Raw genomic sequence first — 19,320 nt, 5'->3', positions numbered from 1 at the left:
CCCGTCGGCCACCCGCAGTGAAGGCCACCTTGCCTGCGTTGAACGCAGTGAAGGTGGCCTTCACTGCGGGTGGGTCAGGCGGCGGTCAGGCGGGTTCGAGCCGCACCACGATCGCCTTCGACGCCGGGGTGTTGGACGTCCTCGCCACGGAGTCCAGTGGGACCAGCGCGTTCGCCTCGGGGAAGTACGCCGCCGCGCAGCCCCGCGCGGTCGGGTAGCCCACGACACGGAACCGCTCCGCCCTGCGGTCGCCGTCCGTCCACTCCGACACCAGGTCCACCAGCTCGCCGTCCGCGATGCCGAGGTCGGTGAGGTCGGCCGGGTTCACGAACACGACGCGCCGCCCGTCCTCGACGCCGCGGTAGCGGTCGGAAAGGCCGTAGATCGTGGTGTTGTACTGGTCGTGGCTGCGCAGGGTCTGCAACAGCAGCCTGCCCTCACCCGCGGTGGGGTACTCCAGTTCGTTCACCCCGAACATCGCCCTGCCCGTCAGGGTTCCGGTGAACTCGCGGGAGTCGCGCGGCGGGTTGGGCAGCACGAACCCGTCCGGCTCCCGCACCCTCTCGTTGTAGTCCTCGCAACCGGGCACCACGCGCGCGATGCGCTCGCGGATCGCGTCGTAGTCGCGCTCGAACTCCCGCCACGGCACGGGGTGCTCCTCGCCGAACAGCGCCCGCGCGAGGCGGCACAGGATCGCGACCTCCGAGAGCAGGTGCTCGCTCGCGGGCGTCAGCCGCCCGCGCGAGGCGTGCACCGCCGACATCGAGTCCTCGACCGTCACGAACTGCTCGCCGCCCGCCTGCACGTCGCGCTCGGTGCGGCCGAGCGTCGGCAGGATGAGCGCCGTGCGGCCGTGCACCACGTGCGAGCGGTTGAGCTTGGTCGACACGTGCACGGTCAGCTCGCACGAGCGCAGCGCCCGCTCGGTCAGCTCCGTGTCCGGGGTGGCCGAGGCGAAGTTGCCGCCCACGGCGAAGAACACCTTGCCCCGGCCGTCGCGCATCGCGCGGATGGAGTCCACGACGTCGAGGCCGTGCTCGCGGGGCACCGGGATGCCGAACTCGGTCTCCAGCGCCGCGAGGAACGGTTCGGGCATCTTCTCCCAGATGCCCATCGTGCGGTCGCCCTGCACGTTCGAGTGCCCGCGCACGGGGCACAGGCCCGCGCCCGGCTTGCCGATCATGCCCCGCAGCAGCGCGAGGTTGGCGACCTCCTGGATGGTCGGCACGGCGTGCTTGTGCTGCGTCAGCCCCATCGCCCAGCAGTAGACGGTGCGCTTCGACTCGGCGATCATGCCCGCGACCTTGGCGATCTGCTCGCGCGCGAGCCCGGTCGCGCGGTCGACCTCGGCCCAGTCGAGTGCGCGCACCTGCTTGGCGTAGTCGGCGAAGTCGTAGGTGGAGTTCTCGATGAAGCCGGTGTCGAGGACCGTGCCGGGCGCCGCGTCCTCCCACCGCAGCAGCAGGTTCCCGATCGCCTGGAACAGCGCGAGGTCACCGCCGAGGCGGATCTGGCAGAACTCGTCGGCCAGCGGGCTGCCCTTGCCGACGACGCCGCGCACGTTCTGCGGGTTCTTGAACCGCAGCAGCCCGGCCTCCGGCAGCGGGTTCACCGCGATCACCTTGGCGCCCTTGGCTTTCGCCTGCTCCAGCGCCGAGAGCATCCTCGGGTGGTTGGTGCCGGGGTTCTGTCCGATCACGACGATCAGGTCAGCCTCGTGGATGTCGGCGAGCGAGACCGTGCCCTTGCCGATGCCCGTCGACGCCGACAGCGCCGCGCCCGACGACTCGTGGCACATGTTGCTGCAGTCAGGCAGGTTGTTGGTGCCGAAGGAACGCACCAGCAGCTGGTAGAGGAACGCGGCCTCGTTGCTCGTGCGGCCCGAGGTGTAGAAGATCGCCTCGTTCGCGTCGGCCAGCCCGCGCAGCTTCTCCGCGGTGAGCGCGAACGCGTCGTCCCACGAGATCGGCTCGTAGTGCGTGGCACCATCGCGCAGCACCATCGGCCGGGTCAGCCGGCCCTGCTGGCCGAGCCAGTAGTCGCTCTTGTCCGCGAGGTCGGCGATCGAGTGGGTCGCGAAGAACTCCGGGCCCACCCGGCGTTTCGTCGCCTCCTCGGCGACGGCCTTGGCGCCGTTCTCACAGAACTCGGCGAGCTTGCGGTGCTCGCCGTCGGACTCCCTCGGCTCCGGCCACGCGCAGCCGGGGCAGTCGTAGCCCTCGCGCTGGTTCAGCAGGCGCAGGGTGCGCACGGTGCGGCCCGCGCCCATCTGCTCGAAGCCGCGGCGCAGCGACACCGCCACGCCGGGCAAGCCCGCGGCCCAGTCCTTGGGTTTGCCGACTTCCAGCCGGTTCTCGTCGACGTCGTGCTCCGGTGCGTGTCGTGCCACGTCAGCCATTCTCAGCCGACGGAACCCGCATCGCCGTGGCCCGAGGCTGTCGGCTTGATCACACCCCGAGCGCGACGTCGATGCGCAGCTCGTCGGCCTGAGTGAACTCCAGGGCGGCCACGTTGCCTGCTGCCCGCAGGTCGGCGCCGATCGCGCCGAGCAGCTCCAGGTCACGGGCGGGCCCGTGGACGCGCACCGTTTCGACCGGCGCCCGCATCGACACCTTCGCCTCGGACTTGGCCTTGCGGATCGCGCCGATCGCCGTCGAGGCCAGTCCGGTCAGCTCGCCGTCACCCGTTCCGGTGCCCTGCGGTGCGGGCCACGGCGCGAGGTGCACGGAGTCGTCGTGCCACCACGACCACGCCTCCTCCGTGCAGTAGGGCACGTACGGCGCGAGCAGGCGCAACAGCGCGGACAGCGCCGTGCGCAGCGTGGCCCTCGCCGACTCGGGGCCGGGCCCGCCGCTCTCGTCGTAGGCACGCTGCTTGACCAGCTCCAGGTAGTCGTCGCAGAAGAACCAGAAGAACCGCTCGATCCGTTCCAGCGCGCTGGTGTACTCGAAGGCCTCGAGTGCCGCCGTGGCGTGCCGGACGACGTCGTCGAGCGCGGCGAGCAATGCCTGGTCGAGCGGCTCGGTGCCCGTCGCCTCGCCGGTGGGCGCGGGGAAGCTCAGCACGAACCTGGCCGCGTTGAGCAGCTTCGTCGCGAGCCTGCGGCCGATCTTGAGCTGCCCCTCGTCGAACGTGGTGTCCGCGCCGGGCCGCCCGCCGGCGGCCCAGTACCGGACGGCGTCGGGGCTGAACCGTTCGAGCAGGTCCATCGGCGTCACGACGTTGCCCCTGGACTTGCTCATCTTCTTGCGGTCCGGGTCGAGGATCCAGCCCGACAGCGCGGCGTGCCGCCACGGCAGCGCACCCGCGTCGAGCTCCGAGCGCAGGACCGTGGAGAACAGCCAGGTGCGAATGATGTCGTGGGCCTGGGGCCGCAGGTCCATCGGGAACGTCAGCGCGTAGCGCGCGGGGTCTTCCTCCCAGCCGCACACGATCTGCGGCGAGAGCGACGACGTCGCCCACGTGTCGAGGATGTCCGGTTCGGCCGCGAAGCCACCCGGCGTGCCGCGCTGCTGTTCCGTATAGCCGGGCGGGAGCTGCGACGCCGGGTCCACGGGCAGCGTGTCCTCGTCCGGCAGGATCGGCGCGTCGTAACGCGGCTCGCCGTGCTCGTCGAGCGGGTACCACAGCGGGATCGGCACCCCGAAGAACCGCTGCCTGCTCACCAGCCAGTCGCTGTTCAGCCCGCGCACCCAGTCGTCGTAACGGGCCTTCATGTACGCCGGGTGCCACGTCAGCTCCTCGCCCCTGCGCAGCAGCGCGTCACGGTGCGCGAGCGAGCGGATGAACCACTGCCTGCTGGAGACGATCTCCAGCGGTTTGTCGCCCTTCTCGTAGAACTTCACCGGCCGCGTCACCGGGCGCGGCTCGCCGTCGAGGTCACCGGACTCGCGCAGCAACTCCACCACGCGCTGCCGGGCGGTGTGCACGGTCGCGCCCGCGAGGCGGGCGTAGGCGGCGGCGTCCACACCGGACGGGGGCTCGGGCAGGATCCGGCCGTCCCTGCCGATGATCGTGCGCGCCGGCAGCCTCAGCTCCCGCCACCACTGCACGTCGGTGAGGTCGCCGAACGTGCAGCACATCGCGATCCCGGCGCCGCGCTCGCGTTCGGCCGCAGGGTGGGCGAGTAACGGCACCTCGGCGCCGAACACGGGGGAGGTGACCGTGGTGCCGAACAGCGGGGCGTAGCGCTCGTCGCCGGGATGTGCGATCAGCGCCACGCACGCGGGCAGCAGTTCGGGCCTGGTGGTCTCGACATGCACCGGCCCGCCCGGGGCGTGGAAGGCGATCCGGTGCCACGCGCCCGCGTGCTCGCGGTCCTCCAGCTCGGCCTGTGCGACGGCGGTGCGGAAGCCGACGTCCCACAGCGTCGGCGCCTCGGCCTGGTAGGCCTCGCCCCGCCGTAGCAGCCGCAGGAACGACTGCTGGGCGACGCGGCGCGCCCGGTGGCCGATCGTCGAGTACGTCATCGACCAGTCCACCGAGAGGCCCAGCCTGCGCCACAGCTCTTCGAACGCCCGCTCGTCCTCGGCGGTCAGCCGCTCGCACAGCTCGATGAAGTTCCGCCGCGAGACGTCGGTGACGCGCTTGCGGTCACCCGGCGTGAACCCCGTGTCGTACGGCAGTGAGGGGTCGCAGCGCACGCCGTAGTGGTTCTGCACCCTCCGCTCGGTGGGCAGGCCGTTGTCGTCCCACCCCATCGGGTAGAAGACGTGCCTGCCGCGCATCCGCTGGAAGCGGGCGACGATGTCGGTGTGGGTGTAGGAGAAGACGTGGCCGACGTGCAGTGAGCCGCTCACCGTGGGTGGCGGGGTGTCGATCGAGAAGACCTCGGCCCGCGTGGCGGGCGGGACGAAACGATAGGCGCCCGCGCGTTCCCACTCGGCGGCCCAGCGCACGTCGAGGCCGTCCAGCGACGGCCGGGCGGGGACGTGCGGGGTGATCTCGGGCACGCGGCCATTATGGGCGGGGCCGGGCGCCGGTGACGAGTGGAAAACGGCGGTTCGTAGACTGACTGGTTGTGACGGAGAAGACGCCCCAGCAGCACACCGACCTGCCCAACGCCTGGAACCCGGCCGACGAAGAGGCCGCCCTGTACCAGCGCTGGGTAGACGCGGGCTACTTCACCGCCGACGCGTCGTCGGACAAGCCGCCGTTCACGATCGTGCTGCCCCCGCCGAACGTCACCGGCAGCCTGCACATGGGCCACGCGCTCAACCACACCGTGATGGACGCGCTCACGCGCCGTCGCCGGATGCAGGGCTACGAGGTGCTGTGGCTGCCCGGCATGGACCACGCCGGCATCGCCACCCAGAACGTCGTCGAGCGGCAGCTCGCCAACGAGGGCGTGTCGCGGCACGACCTCGGCCGGGAGCGCTTCGTCGAGCGCGTCTGGGAGTGGAAGGCCGAGTACGGCGGCAAGATCCTCGACCAGATGCGCAGGCTCGGCGACGGCGTCGACTGGTCGCGCGAGCGGTTCACGATGGACGAGACGCTCTCGCGCGCCGTCCAGACGATGTTCAAGAAGCTCTACGACGACGGCCTGATCTACCGCGCCGAGCGCATCATCAACTGGTGCCCGCGCTGCCACACGGCGCTGTCGGACATCGAGGTCGACCACTCCGACGACGACGGCGAGCTCGTCTCGATCCGCTACGGCGACGGCGACGCCGCGATCGTGGTGGCCACCACGCGGGCGGAGACGATGCTCGGTGACACGGCCGTCGCGGTGCACCCGGACGACGAGCGCTACGCGCACCTGGTGGGCACCGAGGTGGAGCTGCCGCTCACCGGGCGCCGCATCCCGATCGTGGCCGACAAGCACGTCGACCCCGAGTTCGGCACGGGCGCCGTGAAGGTGACCCCGGCGCACGACCCCAACGACTTCGAGATCGGCAGGCGCCACGACCTGCCGATGCTGTCCATCATGGACGAACGCGCGGTGATCACCGCGCACGGTCCGTTCCAGGACATGGACCGGTTCGAGGCGCGGCCCGCCGTGGTCGCCGCGCTGCGCGAGCAGGGCCGCATCGTCGCCGAGAAGCGGCCGTACGTGCACGCCGTCGGGCACTGCTCGCGGTGCGACACGGTGGTGGAGCCGAGGCTGTCGCTGCAGTGGTGGGTCAACGTCGAGCCGCTGGCCCGCGCCGCGGGCGACGCCGTGCGCGACGGCCGCACCAAGGTGCACCCGCCGGAGCTGGCCAAGCGCTATTTCGACTGGGTCGACAACATGCATGACTGGACGATCTCGCGCCAGCTGTGGTGGGGACACCGGATCCCGGTCTGGTACGGCCCCGACGGCGAGACCGTGTGCGTCGGCCCCGACGAGCAGCCGCCGACGGGCGAGGGCTGGCACCAGGACCCGGACGTGCTGGACACGTGGTTCTCGTCGGGGCTGTGGCCGTTCTCGACGATGGGCTGGCCCGAGCGGACCGCCGACCTGGCGAAGTTCTATCCGACCAGCGTCCTGTCGACCGGCTACGACATCCTCTTCTTCTGGGTCGCCAGGATGATGATGTTCGGCCTGTACGCGATGGACGAGGCCCAGCCCTTCGACCACATCTACCTGCACGGGCTGATCCGCGACGCGAACGGCAAGAAGATGTCGAAGTCGCGCGGCAACGTGATCGACCCGCTGGACTGGATGGACCGGTTCGGCGCCGACGCCACGCGCTTCACGCTCGCCAGGGGCGCCAACCCCGGCGCCGACATGGCGCTCGCGGAGGAGTGGGCCGCCGGTTCGCGCAACTTCTGCACGAAGCTGTGGAACGCCACCCGGTTCGCGATCATGAACGGCGCCACCGTGGCCACCCCGCTGCCCGCCGCCGAGGACCTGACCGAGGCCGACCGCTGGATCCTCGGCAGGCTCGCCGCCGTGGTGTCCGAAGTGGACGAGCTGCTGGAGGACTTCCAGTTCGCCAAGGCCACCAACGCGCTCTACCACTTCACGTGGGACGAGCTGTGCGACTGGTACCTGGAGCTGGCGAAGGTCCAGTTCTCGGGTGACAAGGCCGAGGGCACGCGCGCGGTGCTCGGGCACGCGCTGGACACGGTGCTGCGCCTGCTACACCCGTTCATTCCGTTCATCACCGAACGCCTGTGGACCACGCTCACGGGGGGAGAGTCGCTCGTTGTCGCGCAGTGGCCCAGCGCGGACGCGCTGCCCGCCGCCGACGCCACGGCCGGCGCCCGCATCACCGACGTGCAGAAGCTGGTGACGGAGATCCGCAGGTTCCGCTCCGACCAGGGCCTCAAGCCGGGCCAGCGCGTCACCACCCGGCTCTCGGGCCCCGGCTTCGCCGCGCTGGCAGGGCACGAGGAGGCGATCCGCTCGCTGGCCCGCCTCGGCGACCCGGGCGAGGACTTCGCGGCGACGGCGTCGCTGGAGGTCTCGCTCGCGAGCGGCGCGGCGACGGTCGAGGTGGACACCTCGGGCACGATCGACGTCGCCGCCGAACGCAAGCGCCTGCAGAAGGACCTCGCCGTGGCGGAGAAGGAGCTCAAGCAGACCGAGGGCAAGCTCGGCAACCAGGCGTTCCTCGACAAGGCGCCGGCCGAGGTCGTGGACAAGATCCGCGTGCGCCGCGACACGGCGGCCGCCGACATCGAGCGCATCACGGCGCGGCTGAACTCCCTGCCGTCCTGATCTGCCCTCGGGGGCCGTTTTCAGTACCGGAGGGTGCGGAGGATTTCCGCGGCCACGCCGGCCATGCCCGCGCGGCGCGGGTGGTAGGAGGCGGCGGCGAACACGTCGGTGTCCTTGCCCTGGATCCACGCTTCGGGTCCGGCGCACGCGTCGTGCCCGAGGGAGGCGGGGTACATGTCGACAAAGGTCGCCGCGCCGTCCTCGGCGACGGCCTTCGCCAGTGCGGCGTTGAGGGTCTCCTCGACGTCGTTCAGCCACGCGTAGTCGCCGTCGGCGAAGGGCAGGATGTCCGGGCACGTTCCGCTCGGCGGCGCGATGCGCGGGTAGCCGATCACCAGCACCGTCGCGCGCGGCGAGCGCTCGTGGATGCCCGCCAGTACCTCGGACACCCGCTCGCCGGTGTCGGCGATCGCGGCCTTCAGCGTGTCGACGCCGTCGACGGTGAAGTGCTCCTGGCACGGCGCACCGGCCGGGTCGGATGCGCGCAGCGTCGGGCAGACACCCACGACGCTGCCGAACACGCCGTGGTCGTTGCCGCCGATGCCGAGGGTCACGAGGTCGGTCTCGGGGCGCAGCGCGTCGAACTGCGGGGCGTTGACGCCCAGCGTCACCTCCTGCGGCCGCGTCATGTGCGTCGTGTCGGCGCCGCCGCAGCTGACGTCGGTGAACCGCTTGACGCCGAGGTGCCTGGCGACGATCGACGGGTAGTTGTTGGTCGAGCGGGCACAGCCGACCGGATCGAGCCGTTGCAGCGGGATCAGCGGGCCGGACGTGTAGGAGTCGCCGAGTGCGACGTAGCGCTTGATGTGCTGTTTCGCCGTCGCCGCGCCCGAGCCGGCGAGCACCAGCGCGAGTACCGCCGCGAGCAGGATCGCCAGCCGCCACCTGCCGTGCATGTGAGCCCCCGTTCCCCGCGGTGTTCCCCTTCAATTCCTAGCCGCGGCCGGGCCCTCTGGGTAGTCCCGAACGGGTGCTTCGCCGGATTCGATCAGGGCGCCGTTCGGCCTAAGGCAAACGTCATTTCGCCGTATTAGGCCATACTTTTGTTTGACTCGCGCATAAGTTCCGCTACGGTGGGCACATGGTTGTGACCGGCCTCACCGATGAGGCGCCCGTGGTGCGGATGCGCGGCATCGGCAAGCAGTTCCTCGGCAACGCGGTGCTGCGCGACGTCGACCTCGACCTGCACCCCGGCGAGGTGCACGCGCTCGTCGGCGAGAACGGCGCGGGCAAGTCGACCCTGATGAAGATCCTCGCCGGAGTTCACCGGCCCGACTCCGGTTCGGTCGAGCTCGGCGGCTCGGAGGCCACCTTCGGCTCGCCCCGCGAGGCGCAGGCGGCAGGCATCTCGATCGTCCACCAGGAGTTCAACCTCCTCGGCGACCGGACGGTCGCGGAGAACGTCTACCTCGGCCGCGAGCCTGTGCGGCGCGGGCAGGTCGACCGCAGGCGCATGGAGGCCGACACCGCCGAGCTGCTCGACGGGCTGGGGGAGCGCGGCATCTCGCCCCGCACACCCGTCCGGCGGCTCGCGGTCGCGCAGCGCCAGGTGGTGGAGATCGTCAAGGCCCTGTCCACCGACGCGCGTGTGCTCGCGATGGACGAGCCCACCGCCGCGCTCGCCGACCACGAGGTCGAGCTGCTCTACGGTCTCGTGAAACGCCTGCGGCAGCGGGGAATCGCGATCCTCTACGTCTCCCACCGGCTGCGCGAGGTGTTCGACCTCAGCCAGCGCATCACGGTCCTCAAGGACGGCGAGCCGGTCACCTCGACGGCCACGGCGGAGCTCACTCCCGACCAGCTGGTGCGACACATGGTCGGCCGTCCGCTGGACGCGCTCTTTCCCGACCGGGCCGCCGAATCCGAGACCGGCGCGGTCCGCCTCGCCGTGCGCGGCGGCGGCAACGCGCGCCTGGCCGGCATCGACCTGGAACTGCGGGCGGGCGAGATCGTCGGCCTCGCCGGGCTGCAGGGTGCGGGCCGGTCCGCGGTGGCGCGCGCGATCTGCGGGGTGGATCCGTTCGCCACGGGCACGCTGGAGCTGGAGGGCAGGCCGGTGACCATCGGCTCGCCGCGCTCGGCGATCCGGCACGGCATCGCGTTCGTCACCGAGGACCGCAAGGGCGAGGGCCTCGCGCTGCGGCAGTCGGTGCGCGACAACGCACTGCTGGTGCGCAGGGCGGCGTTCGGCAGGGCCCGCGGGCTCGGCGCGCTCGACCTCGCCGCCCTGCTGCGCTCGGTGACGCTCGTGGCGCGCGGCCCCGGCCAGGAGGTGCGCTACCTCTCCGGCGGCAACCAGCAGAAGGTGGTGCTCGCCAAATGGCTCGCCGTCGAACCCCGCGTGCTCGTGGTGGACGAGCCCACGCGCGGCATCGACGTCGGCGCCAAGAAAGCCGTGTACGACCTGCTGCGCGGGCTCGCCCGCGGTGGCGTGGCGATCCTGATGATCTCCTCGGAGCTGCCCGAGCTGATCGGCATGAGCGACCGCGTGCTCGTGATGCACGAGGGCCGCCTCGCCGGTGAGCTGCCCGCGGGGCCGAGCGAGGAGGCCGTGATGACGCTGGCGACCGGGCACACCACGGTGGAGGCCGCGTGATGGCCACGGGCACGGCCGTGGCACCGCGTCCGGCGCAACGCCTTTCCCGCGTCCTGCAGCCCACCGTCGTCGTCTACCTCGCGCTCGTGCTGCTGCTCGTCGCGGGCAGCATCCTCGTCGGCGTGCGGGGCGGGGTCCTGCTCGACCAGGGCGGGATCCTCAACATCCTCACGCGCAGCACCGCGCTGGGGCTGGTCGCGATCGGACAGACGATGGTGATCCTCACCGGCAAGCTGGACCTGTCGGTGGCGTACCTGATCGGGCTGTGCTCGCTGATCGGCGCCGAGACGATGGCGGGCGACCCGGGGATGATCGTGCCCGCCGTGCTGCTGACGCTCGCGTGCGCCGCCGGCGTCGGGCTCGTCAACGGGCTCGTGATCACCAAGCTCAAGGTCAACGCGTTCATCGCCACACTCGGCACCGCGCTCATCATCCGGGGTTACCTGGAAAGCGCTTACTCCGGACCCGCGGGTGAGGTGCCCCGCGCCTTCCAGCACCTCGGCTACGCCCGGATCGGCCCGATTCCGGTGTCGGCATTGCTGATGGTCGCGCTCGCCGCGCTCGCGTGGTGGTACCTCATGCGCACCAAGGGCGGCTACCACGTGTACGCCGTGGGCGGGGACGAGGAGGTCGCGCGGTTCTCCGGCATCCGCACCGACCGCACGATCATCAAGGTGCACGTGCTGTGCGCGGTGGCCGCCGGCCTGGCGGGGCTCTTCCTCGCCAGCAGGCTCGGCTCCGGCGCGCCGTGGGTGGGCGTGGACGCGGGCTACGACCTGGAGTCGATCGCCGCGGTGGTGCTGGGCGGCACGCTGCTCGCGGGCGGCCGCGGCGGGGTCGCGGGCACGATCGGCGGCGTTCTCATCCTCGCCACGCTCGACACGATCTTCGACGACCTCGGGGTCACCCCGTTCTTCAAGGACGTCGTCCGCGGCGCCGTGCTGATCGTCGCGGTGGCGCTCTACGCACGGAGGCGGGGTGCCCTGCGATGACTGAGACACTGCCTGCGACAGGGAAGACGCGGCGCATCCGGCTCGCCGACGGCACCGGCCCCGTGCTCGCCGTACTGGCCGTGCTGCTCGTCGCGCTCGCGTTCGCGGGACCCGCCTACAGCGAGCCGGCCGGGTACCTCGCGCTGCTCAAACGCGCCGCGCCGCTGATGATCCTCGCGATCGGGCAGTACTTCGTGATCGTCAGCGGGGGCTTCGACCTTTCGGTCGGCTCGCTCGTCACGGCCGAGGTGGTGATCGCGGCGCGGCTCATCGACGGCGACGAGGGCGCGACGGTGTGGGTGATCCCGCTGCTGCTCGCCACCGGTGCGCTCGTCGGCCTGGTCAACGGGCTGATCACCACGCGGCTGCTCGTGCCGTCGTTCATCGTGACGCTGGGCATGCTGCTCGTGCTCGACGGCGCGGTGTTCCTGTGGACGGGCGGCTCGCCGCGCGGCGCGCTCTCGGAGGCGTTCCGCGTGGTGGGCCGCGAGGGATTCGAGGTGCCCCTGCTCGGCGCCGTCCCGTGGTCGGTGCTGCTGCTCGCCGCGCTCGTGGTGGCGGCCGTGGTGTTCATGCGCGGCGGCACCGGGCGCACGCTCGTCGCGATCGGGGACAACGAGACCTCGGTGCTGCTCGGCGGCGGCCGGGTGGAGCGCCTGCGCACGCTCGCGTTCGTGCTCTCCGGCGTCTCCGCCGCGATCGCCGCGATCCTGCTCGGCGGGTTCGCCGGGGTCTCGGCACAGGTCGGCGACGGCCTGGAGTTCCGCGTGATCACCGCCGTGGTGCTCGGCGGCGTGGTGCTCGGCGGCGGGCGAGGTTCCGTGGTCGCGGCCATGGCGGGCGCGCTCACCCTCGAAGCGCTGTTCTCCCTGCTCAACCTGCTCGGCGTCGCGGGCGGCCTCGAATCGGCCGTGCAAGGCGTGATCATCATCGCCGCCGTGGCCTACGCCTCGGTCGGCCGGATTCCCTTCCGGACAAGGAGGTCCACATGAAAAGGGCTTGCACGGTGGTGCTGGCCGCGGGCGCGCTGATCCTCTCCGCGTGTTCCAGCGACCTGCCCGCCGATCCCGGCGCGGCACCGTCGCAGGCGCCGGGGGAGACCACGGGCACGTCGGAGTTCTTCGACCAGGCCGAGTACGAACGCCAGCTCGCGCTGCGCGACGCCACGCCAGAGGGGCCCGCCGACAGGCCGTGGGAGCAGGCGCTCGAACCGGAGCTGGTGGACACGGCCCAGTACAGAAAGGACGGTCCACACCAGATCTGCTTCTCCAACGCCTCCGTGGACAACCCGTGGCGGCAGGTGGGGTACAAGACGATGCAGGCCGAGGCCGACCTGCACGACGAGATCGCCGAGTTCCGCGTACTCGACGCGGAGGCCAAGGACGACAAGCAGATCAGCGACATCGCCTCCCTCACCTCGCAGGGCTGCGACGCGCTGATCGTCTCGCCCAACACCACCGCGACACTGACCCCCGCGGTCGAGTCGGCGTGCGACAGCGGCATCCCGGTGATCGTGTTCGACCGCGGCGTGAACACCGACTGCCCGGTGACGTTCATCCACCCGATCGGCGGCTACGCCTTCGGGGCCACGGCGGCGGAGTTCCTGTCCGAGCAGGTCGGCGAGGGCGGCAAGGTGCTCGGCCTGCGCGTGCTGCCCGGCGTGGACGTGCTGGAGCACCGCTGGGCGGCCGCGGAGCGCGAGTTCGCCGACAGCGGCGTCCAGGTCGTCGGCGCCGAGTTCACCGAGAACGACAGCGCGACCGCCAAGAGCATCGTGTCGGACTACCTGCAGCGCGAGGGCCAGATCGACGGCATCTGGATGGACGACGGCACCGCCGCCGTCGCCGTGCTGGAGGCGTTCGAGGACGCCGGCATGGAGCCGCCCGCGATCTCGGGTGAGGACCAGCAGCAGTTCCTGCAGAAGTGGAAGGACGAGGGCCTCACCGCGCTCGCGCCGACCTACCCGACCTACCAGTGGCGGACCCCGGTGATCGCGGCGCTCAAGATCCTGCGTGGCGAGCAGGTGCCGAAGGAGTGGATCCTGCCGCAGCCGGTGATCGACGACTCGAACCTCGACCGGTACCTCACCGCGGGCATGCCGCCGCTGCACTACGGCCTGTGTGGCTGCCAGGAGATGCCCGGGTTCCCGCAGCGGTGGCAGTGACCATGACGATGCGCGCACTGGGCGTCAACACGTGGGTATGGACCTCGCCGCTGACCGACGAGTCGCTGTCGGTGCTCGCGCCCAAGGTCGCCGCCGCCGGGTTCGACGTGCTGGAGCTGCCCGTCGAGAACCTCGGCGACTGGAAGCCCGCCGAGGCCGCCACGCTGCTGGCGGACCTCGGGCTCGGGGCCGCGGTGGCGCTCGTGATGCCACCCGGCCGCGAGCTGGTGCGCGCCGACCCGGCGACGGTCACGGCGACGCAGGACTACCTGCGCGCGTGCGTGGACGTCGCCGCGGAGGTCGGCGCGCCCGCCCTGTGCGGACCCGCCTACGCCTCCGTGGGCCGGACCTGGCGAATGACGGACGACGAGCGCGCCGCGTGCCTCGCACAGCTGCGCGACAACCTCGCGCCCGTCACCGAGCACGCCGCGGCGGCGGGCGTGGTGCTGGCTGTGGAGCCGCTCAACCGCTACGAGACGAGCCTGCTCAACACCGTCGCCCAGACCCTGGAGGCGATCGAGGGGCTGCCCTCGTGCGGCGTCGCGCTCGACGTCTACCACCAGAACATCGAGGAGACCGACATCCCCGCGGCGATTCGCAGCGCCGTGGGGCGCATCGCTCACGTGCAGGTGTGCGGCAACGACCGGGGCACACCAGGGCGGGACCACCTCGACTGGCCCGCGCTGCTCGCCGCGCTCGGCGACGCGGGCTACGCCGGACCGCTGTGCATCGAGTCGTTCACCGCGCACAACCAGAGCATCGCCACCGCCGCCTCGATCTGGCGGCCACTGGCCCCGAGCCAGGACGCGCTGGCCTTCGACGGACTGGCGTTCCTGAGGGAGGTGATAGCGCGGCAGTCCTGAGTTGGCTCGACGGCGCCGGCACGCCGTGTCTTCTTCCCTTTCCCCATACGTGAGGAATCCATGAGCAGACGCACGAGGCTCTTGCCACGGGCCGGCGCCGTGCTGATCGGCGCGCTCGTCGCCGCGGGGCTGGCCCCCGCGGTGGCGGCGCAGGCGCAGGAACCCGAGTTCAACGCACTGTTGTTTACCAAGACCGCAGGCTACCGGCACGACTCCATTCCCGCGGGCGTCGCGATGTTCGAACAGCTCGCCGCGGACAACAACTTCACCGTCGACCACACCGAGGACTCCAGCGTCTTCACCGACGCCACGCTCGCCGAGTACGACGTGGTGATCATGTTCCAGACCTCCGGCATGGTCTGGGAGAACGACGCGCAACGCCAGGCCATCCAGACCTATGTGGACAACGGCGGGGGCATCGCCGCGATCCACAACGCCACCGACATGGGCATCGAGAGCGAGTTCCCGTGGTGGGACGACCTCGTGAACGCGGGCGCCCACATGCCGTCGCACTCGCCCGGCGTGCTGCCGGGCACCGCCTATGTCGCCGACAAGCAGCACCCGTCGACAGCGGGGCTTCCGGAACGCTGGGAGCGCGCGGAGGAGTGGTACAACTTCGACCAGAGCATCCGCGGCAAGGCCCACGTGCTCGTGAGCGCCGACGAGTCGACCTACAACCCCGGCCCCGACGCGATGGGCGCCGACCACCCGATCTCGTGGTGCCGCGATGTGGCCACCGCCCGCGTGTGGGCCACGGCGATGGGACACCCCACCGCCGCCTACAGCGAGCCGGAGTTCGTCCAGCACGTGCTCGGCGGGGTGCGCACGGCCGCCGGTGTCGTCGAGGCCGACTGTGCGGCCACAGTGGACACCGCGTTCGAGAAGGTGCCGCTCGACACCAACACGAGCGCGCCGACGGCGCTGGACATCACTCCGGACGGAAAGGTGTTCTACACCGAGATCCTCGGCCAGGTGCGGGTCTACGACCCCGCGACCGGCGCGGTGACCACGGCGCTGGACCTGCCCGTGTACTCCGGCGGTGAGGACGGCCTCGTCGGGCTCACCTTCGATCCCGCGTTCGCCGAGAACGGCTGGGTCTACCTGTACTACTCGCCGCCGGGCACCGAGGAGCTCAACCGGGTCTCGCGGTTCACGGTGCAGGGCACGACGATCGACCCCGCGTCCGAGGTGAAGGTGCTCGACATCCCCGCCTCGCGCCGGTCGGAGCCGGGCCACACGGGCGGCTACCTGACGTTCGGCCCGAACGGCGACCTGTACATCGGTGTCGGCGACGACACCAACCCGTTCGAGTCCAGTGGGTACACCCCGATCGACGAGCGCGAGGGCCGGGACCTGTTCGACGCGCAGAAGACGTCGGCCAACACCAACGACCTGCGCGGCAAGATCCTCCGGATCCACCCGGAGCCCGAGGGCGGCTACACGATCCCGGAGGGCAACCTCTTCGCCCCGGGCACCGAGCTGACCAGGCCCGAGATCTACGCGATGGGCTTCCGCAACTCCTTCCGGTTCACCGTCGACACCGACGGCACGATCTACGCTGCGGACTACGGTCCCGACTCCAGCACCGCCAACCCCGACCGGGGCCCCGACGGCAAGGTGGAGTGGAACATCATCCGCGAGCCGGGCAACTACGGCTGGCCGTACTGCATCGGCAACAACATCCCCTACAACGACTACGACTTCGCCACCGGCACGTCCGGCGCGAAGTTCGACTGCGCCAGCCCGGTCAACGACTCGCCGAACAACACCGGCCTGACCGAGCTGCCGCCGTCGCAGCAGGCCGAGGTCTGGTACGGCTACGGTGCGTCCGCCGAGTTCCCTGACCTGGGCACCGGCGGCTCAGCCCCGATGGCGGGCCCCGTGTACCGCTTCGACCCGAACCTGGAGTCGGCGGTCAAGTTCCCCGAGTACTACGACGGCAAGGCGTTCTTCTACGAGTGGGCGCGCAACAAGATCTTCACGTTCTCGCTCGACGACCAGGGTTCGCTGCTCGACATCGACCCGTGGCTCACCAGCCAGCAGACTCTCGCCCCGATGGACATGCGGTTCGGTCCTGACGGCGCGATGTACCTGCTGGAGTGGGGCGGCGGCTACGGCCGCGACAACCCCGACTCGGGGCTGTACCGCATCGAGCACACGCAGGGCAACCGCAGGCCGGTGGCCGGGGCCACGGCGTCGCCGGAATCCGGGCAGCCGCCGCTGGAGGTCACGTTCTCCAGTGAGGGCTCGCACGACCCCGAGGGCACTGACGTGACCTACGCGTGGGACTTCGGCGACGGCGCGACGTCGGCCGAGGCGAACCCGGTGCACACCTACACCACGAAGGGGCAGTACAACGTCCAGCTGACGGTGACCGACGAGACTGGCAAGGAGGGCGTCACCAACCTGACGGTGACCGTGGGCAACACTGCGCCGACGGTGGAGCTCGCGGCCCCGGCGCACGGCGGGTTCTTCGAGTTCGGTGACCACGTGCCGTTCGACGTGAACGTCACCGATCCCGAGGATGGCCAGATCGACTGCGCCGACGTGGTGGTGCAGCCCGCGCTGGGCCACGACTCGCACGCACATCCGCTCGACCCGGTCAACGCCTGTGAGGGCACGCTCGAGACCATTGTGGACGATGGGCATGCGGGTGCGAACATCTACTACTCCATCGACGCGAGCTACACCGACCGCGGCGCCGACGGCGTGCCCGCACTGAACGGCCGCGACACGGTGCTGTTGCAGCCGAAGCACAAGCAGGGCGAGTACTTCACGCGCTCCTCGGGCATCCGGGTCGTCTCGCAGGAGGGCGCGGAGAACGGCAAGCGCATCGGCGACATCAACGACGGCGACTGGATCTCGTTCGACCCGGTGAACCTCACCGGCATCGACGGGGTCTCGCTGCGGGTGTCGGCACCCGACGGTGCTGGTGGGTCCGTGGAGCTGCGCTCCGGCGCGGTCGACGGCCCGCTGGTCGCCACGGTCGACGTGCCGAGCACGGGCGGCTGGGACAACTACGTCTCGCTGCCCGAGGTCCCGGTGACCGATCCGGGTGGCACGGCGGAGCTGTTCCTCGTGTTCCGTGGCGCGGCGTCGAGCCCGTTCGACCTCGACTCGATGACGATGGTCGGCGACGGCATCGCGGTGCCGGCCGACGAGCAGCCGCCGTCGGTCGCGGTGTCCGGGATCGAGGACGGCGCTTCCTATGGCGACTCGAAGGACCTCACCGTGGGCTGGGAGGCCACCGACGAGGGCTCGGGCGTCGCGACGACCGCGGCCGCGCTCGACGGGCGGCCCGTGGAGAACGGCGCCGTGCTGCCGCTGCACACCCTCGCGCTCGGTGAGCACGAGCTGGTGGTCACCGCCACCGACAACGCGGGCAGCGTCGCGGAGAAGTCCGTGTCGTTCACGGTGACCACGTCCACGAAGGATCTGCGCGCGCTCGTCACCCGGTTCACCGACGAGGGCCGGATCAACCGGCAGACCGCCTTGGTCCTGCACACGACGCTCGGCACGGCCGAGGTGCTCTACGCGTGGGGCAGGCCGTGGGCGGGCGCGCAGGCGCTGACCGTCTTCGCGGAGACGGCGAAGCGCAAGGTCGCCGACGCGCAGGTGAAGGCGGTACTGGTCCGGGATGCCGAGTCGCTGATCCAGCGGTGGCGCGGCTGATGGGATCGGTGAAGACGCGGGGGCGGTTGCCGGGCCGCCCCGCGCACCGGCCGGAGCCGGGACGGGTTCGCCCGTCCCGGCTCCGGCCCCGGGCCCTCGCCGGCCTGGTGGCCGGTGTGCTGCTCGCCGTGGCGGCGGTGCTGGTGCTGCCGTTCGGCGGCTCGGAGGGCGGCTCACCGGATCGCGTGGCGGAGCTGGAGGCGCGGGAGCGGCAGCGCGACGCCGGGCTGACCAGAGAGCTGGTCACCACGGCCGAGCGGGTTCGCGCCGGTGTCACGCCGGTGCTGGACGGCCTGGAGGAGGCGACCGGGCCGGGCTCCGCCACGGCGGAGGACGTCTCCCGCTGGCGGGAGGCGGTGCTGGCGGCGGCTGAGCCGTTCGAGCAGCGGCCGTCCGGCGGCACGGAGGTCAACCTGGCGAGGTCCGGCTTCGCCGGTGCCGTCACCGTCGCCGGCAGGGCGGTGGAGACCTACGCGGCGTCGCTCGAGGCGTCGGGTGAGCTGGCCGTCCGGCTGCGGGCGCTGGCGGGGGAGCTGCGGCGGGACGCCGTGGTGGCGTGGTCGGTGGCGGCGACCCAGCTCGACGTCGCCGGCGTGGCCACCGGCATCGGCCACGTGCACGTCTTCCTCGACGGCACCGACCCCCACGGCGGCTGACCCCGTCCGCAGTGAAGGCCACCATCACTGCAGTGGGGCGACCACGTGGTCGAGGCCGCGCATGGCGACGGCGATGCCGCGTTCGGCGGCGGGGACCAGTGCCTCGACGGGGTCGCCGCGGTCGAGGCACGCACGCACGGCGGCGTGCATCCCGCCCACGAGCGCTCCCACCGCGGCCGCCGCCGTGACCAGGTCCAGTTGCCGGGGGTACGCCTCGTGCAGCACCACCGCGAGCCTGCGTTCCAGCTCCCACAGCAGCGACAGCAGCCTGGACCGCAGCTCCGGCACGCTCATGATCAGCCGCGCCTGCGCGGCGTTCGGCTCCAGCCCGGGCCCGTCGCCCGTGCCGATCCACGTGAGCACGCACTCGGCCGTGCGGTGCAGCGCCTCGACCGGCCCCGTCGAGCGCACCTGCTCGGCGAGCACGCGCTCCATCTCGTCGATGCGCTGCCGCCGGTGGGCGAAGAGCACGTCCTCCTTGCCCGGGAAGTAGTTGAAGAGCGTCTTGGTGGACACCCCCGCCTCGGCGGCGATCTCGGCGACGGTGGTGCCCTGGTAGCCCTTCTCCAGGAACAGCCGCATCGCGGCGTCGGACAGCGCCGTGCGCGTCTGCTGCTTCTTGCGCTCTCGCAGGCCCTCGCCGGTCATCGGCTCACTCTAAGCGGCGAGCTTGATTTACATCTGTTGTAAATTTTCACCAAAGGGTGCTTTGATAGTTACTGTCAGATTGAG

General features: G+C 71.3%; 12 protein-coding genes. 8 read left to right on the top strand and 4 right to left on the bottom strand.

What is annotated here, in order from left to right; translation table 11 throughout:
• Positions 1 to 85 precede the first annotated feature (85 nt).
• A complete protein-coding gene (locus BA062_RS31955; RefSeq protein ID WP_110342846.1) occupies positions 86 to 2,389 on the bottom strand; it encodes an FdhF/YdeP family oxidoreductase in 2,304 nt (767 codons plus the stop codon).
• A 58-nt stretch (positions 2,390 to 2,447) separates the two neighbouring features.
• On the bottom strand, positions 2,448 to 4,952 hold the full coding sequence (valS, locus tag BA062_RS31950; RefSeq protein WP_110342845.1) for a valine--tRNA ligase: 2,505 nt from the start codon (positions 4,950 to 4,952) through the stop codon (positions 2,448 to 2,450).
• Between the two features lie 68 nt (positions 4,953 to 5,020).
• Here valS and BA062_RS31945 point away from each other — a divergent pair, with 68 nt between their 5' ends.
• On the top strand, positions 5,021 to 7,645 hold the full coding sequence (locus BA062_RS31945) for a valine--tRNA ligase (RefSeq protein ID WP_110342844.1): 2,625 nt from the start codon (positions 5,021 to 5,023) through the stop codon (positions 7,643 to 7,645).
• Between the two features lie 20 nt (positions 7,646 to 7,665).
• Here the strand turns inward: BA062_RS31945 and BA062_RS31940 are convergent, their stop codons facing one another.
• Positions 7,666 to 8,541: an SGNH/GDSL hydrolase family protein gene (locus BA062_RS31940; RefSeq protein ID WP_110342843.1), complete on the bottom strand. Its 876-nt coding sequence runs from the start codon at positions 8,539 to 8,541 to the stop codon at positions 7,666 to 7,668.
• A 185-nt stretch (positions 8,542 to 8,726) separates the two neighbouring features.
• On the opposite strand from BA062_RS31940, the gene BA062_RS31935 reads away from it, so the two are divergent.
• From BA062_RS31935 to BA062_RS31905, 7 genes are read left to right on the top strand one after another with little or no spacing between them, the layout of a single operon-like run.
• Positions 8,727 to 10,241: a sugar ABC transporter ATP-binding protein gene (locus tag BA062_RS31935; protein WP_110342842.1), complete on the top strand. Its 1,515-nt coding sequence runs from the start codon at positions 8,727 to 8,729 to the stop codon at positions 10,239 to 10,241.
• Complete coding sequence (locus BA062_RS31930) at positions 10,241 to 11,233, top strand: ABC transporter permease (RefSeq protein WP_110342841.1); 993 nt, start codon at positions 10,241 to 10,243, stop codon at positions 11,231 to 11,233. Before BA062_RS31935 ends, BA062_RS31930 begins: the two co-directional genes overlap by 1 nt.
• Positions 11,230 to 12,225, top strand: a complete 996-nt coding sequence (locus BA062_RS31925; RefSeq protein WP_110342840.1) for an ABC transporter permease — start codon at positions 11,230 to 11,232, stop codon at positions 12,223 to 12,225. The genes BA062_RS31930 and BA062_RS31925 overlap by 4 nt, the downstream gene beginning before the upstream one ends.
• On the top strand, positions 12,222 to 13,397 hold the full coding sequence (locus tag BA062_RS31920; RefSeq protein ID WP_110342839.1) for a substrate-binding domain-containing protein: 1,176 nt from the start codon (positions 12,222 to 12,224) through the stop codon (positions 13,395 to 13,397). The genes BA062_RS31925 and BA062_RS31920 overlap by 4 nt, the downstream gene beginning before the upstream one ends.
• An 8-nt stretch (positions 13,398 to 13,405) precedes the next feature.
• Complete coding sequence (locus tag BA062_RS31915; RefSeq protein WP_110342909.1) at positions 13,406 to 14,260, top strand: sugar phosphate isomerase/epimerase family protein; 855 nt, start codon at positions 13,406 to 13,408, stop codon at positions 14,258 to 14,260.
• Positions 14,261 to 14,320: 60 nt separating this feature from the next.
• On the top strand, positions 14,321 to 17,932 hold the full coding sequence (locus tag BA062_RS31910) for a ThuA domain-containing protein (RefSeq protein ID WP_110342838.1): 3,612 nt from the start codon (positions 14,321 to 14,323) through the stop codon (positions 17,930 to 17,932).
• Positions 17,932 to 18,588 carry a hypothetical protein gene (locus tag BA062_RS31905; RefSeq protein WP_146240110.1) on the top strand — a complete coding sequence of 219 codons (657 nt, stop codon included), beginning with the start codon at positions 17,932 to 17,934 and terminating at the stop codon, positions 18,586 to 18,588. Before BA062_RS31910 ends, BA062_RS31905 begins: the two co-directional genes overlap by 1 nt.
• Positions 18,589 to 18,612: 24 nt before the next feature.
• Here the strand turns inward: BA062_RS31905 and BA062_RS31900 are convergent, their stop codons facing one another.
• A complete protein-coding gene (locus tag BA062_RS31900; protein ID WP_110342836.1) occupies positions 18,613 to 19,236 on the bottom strand; it encodes a TetR/AcrR family transcriptional regulator in 624 nt (207 codons plus the stop codon).
• Positions 19,237 to 19,320 lie beyond the last annotated feature (84 nt).

It is taken from the genome of Prauserella flavalba, assembly GCF_003202235.1.
In the GTDB taxonomy this organism is placed as follows: Bacteria; Actinomycetota; Actinomycetes; order Mycobacteriales; family Pseudonocardiaceae; genus Prauserella_A; species Prauserella_A flavalba.
This window is presented reverse-complemented; position numbering and strand designations above follow the sequence as displayed.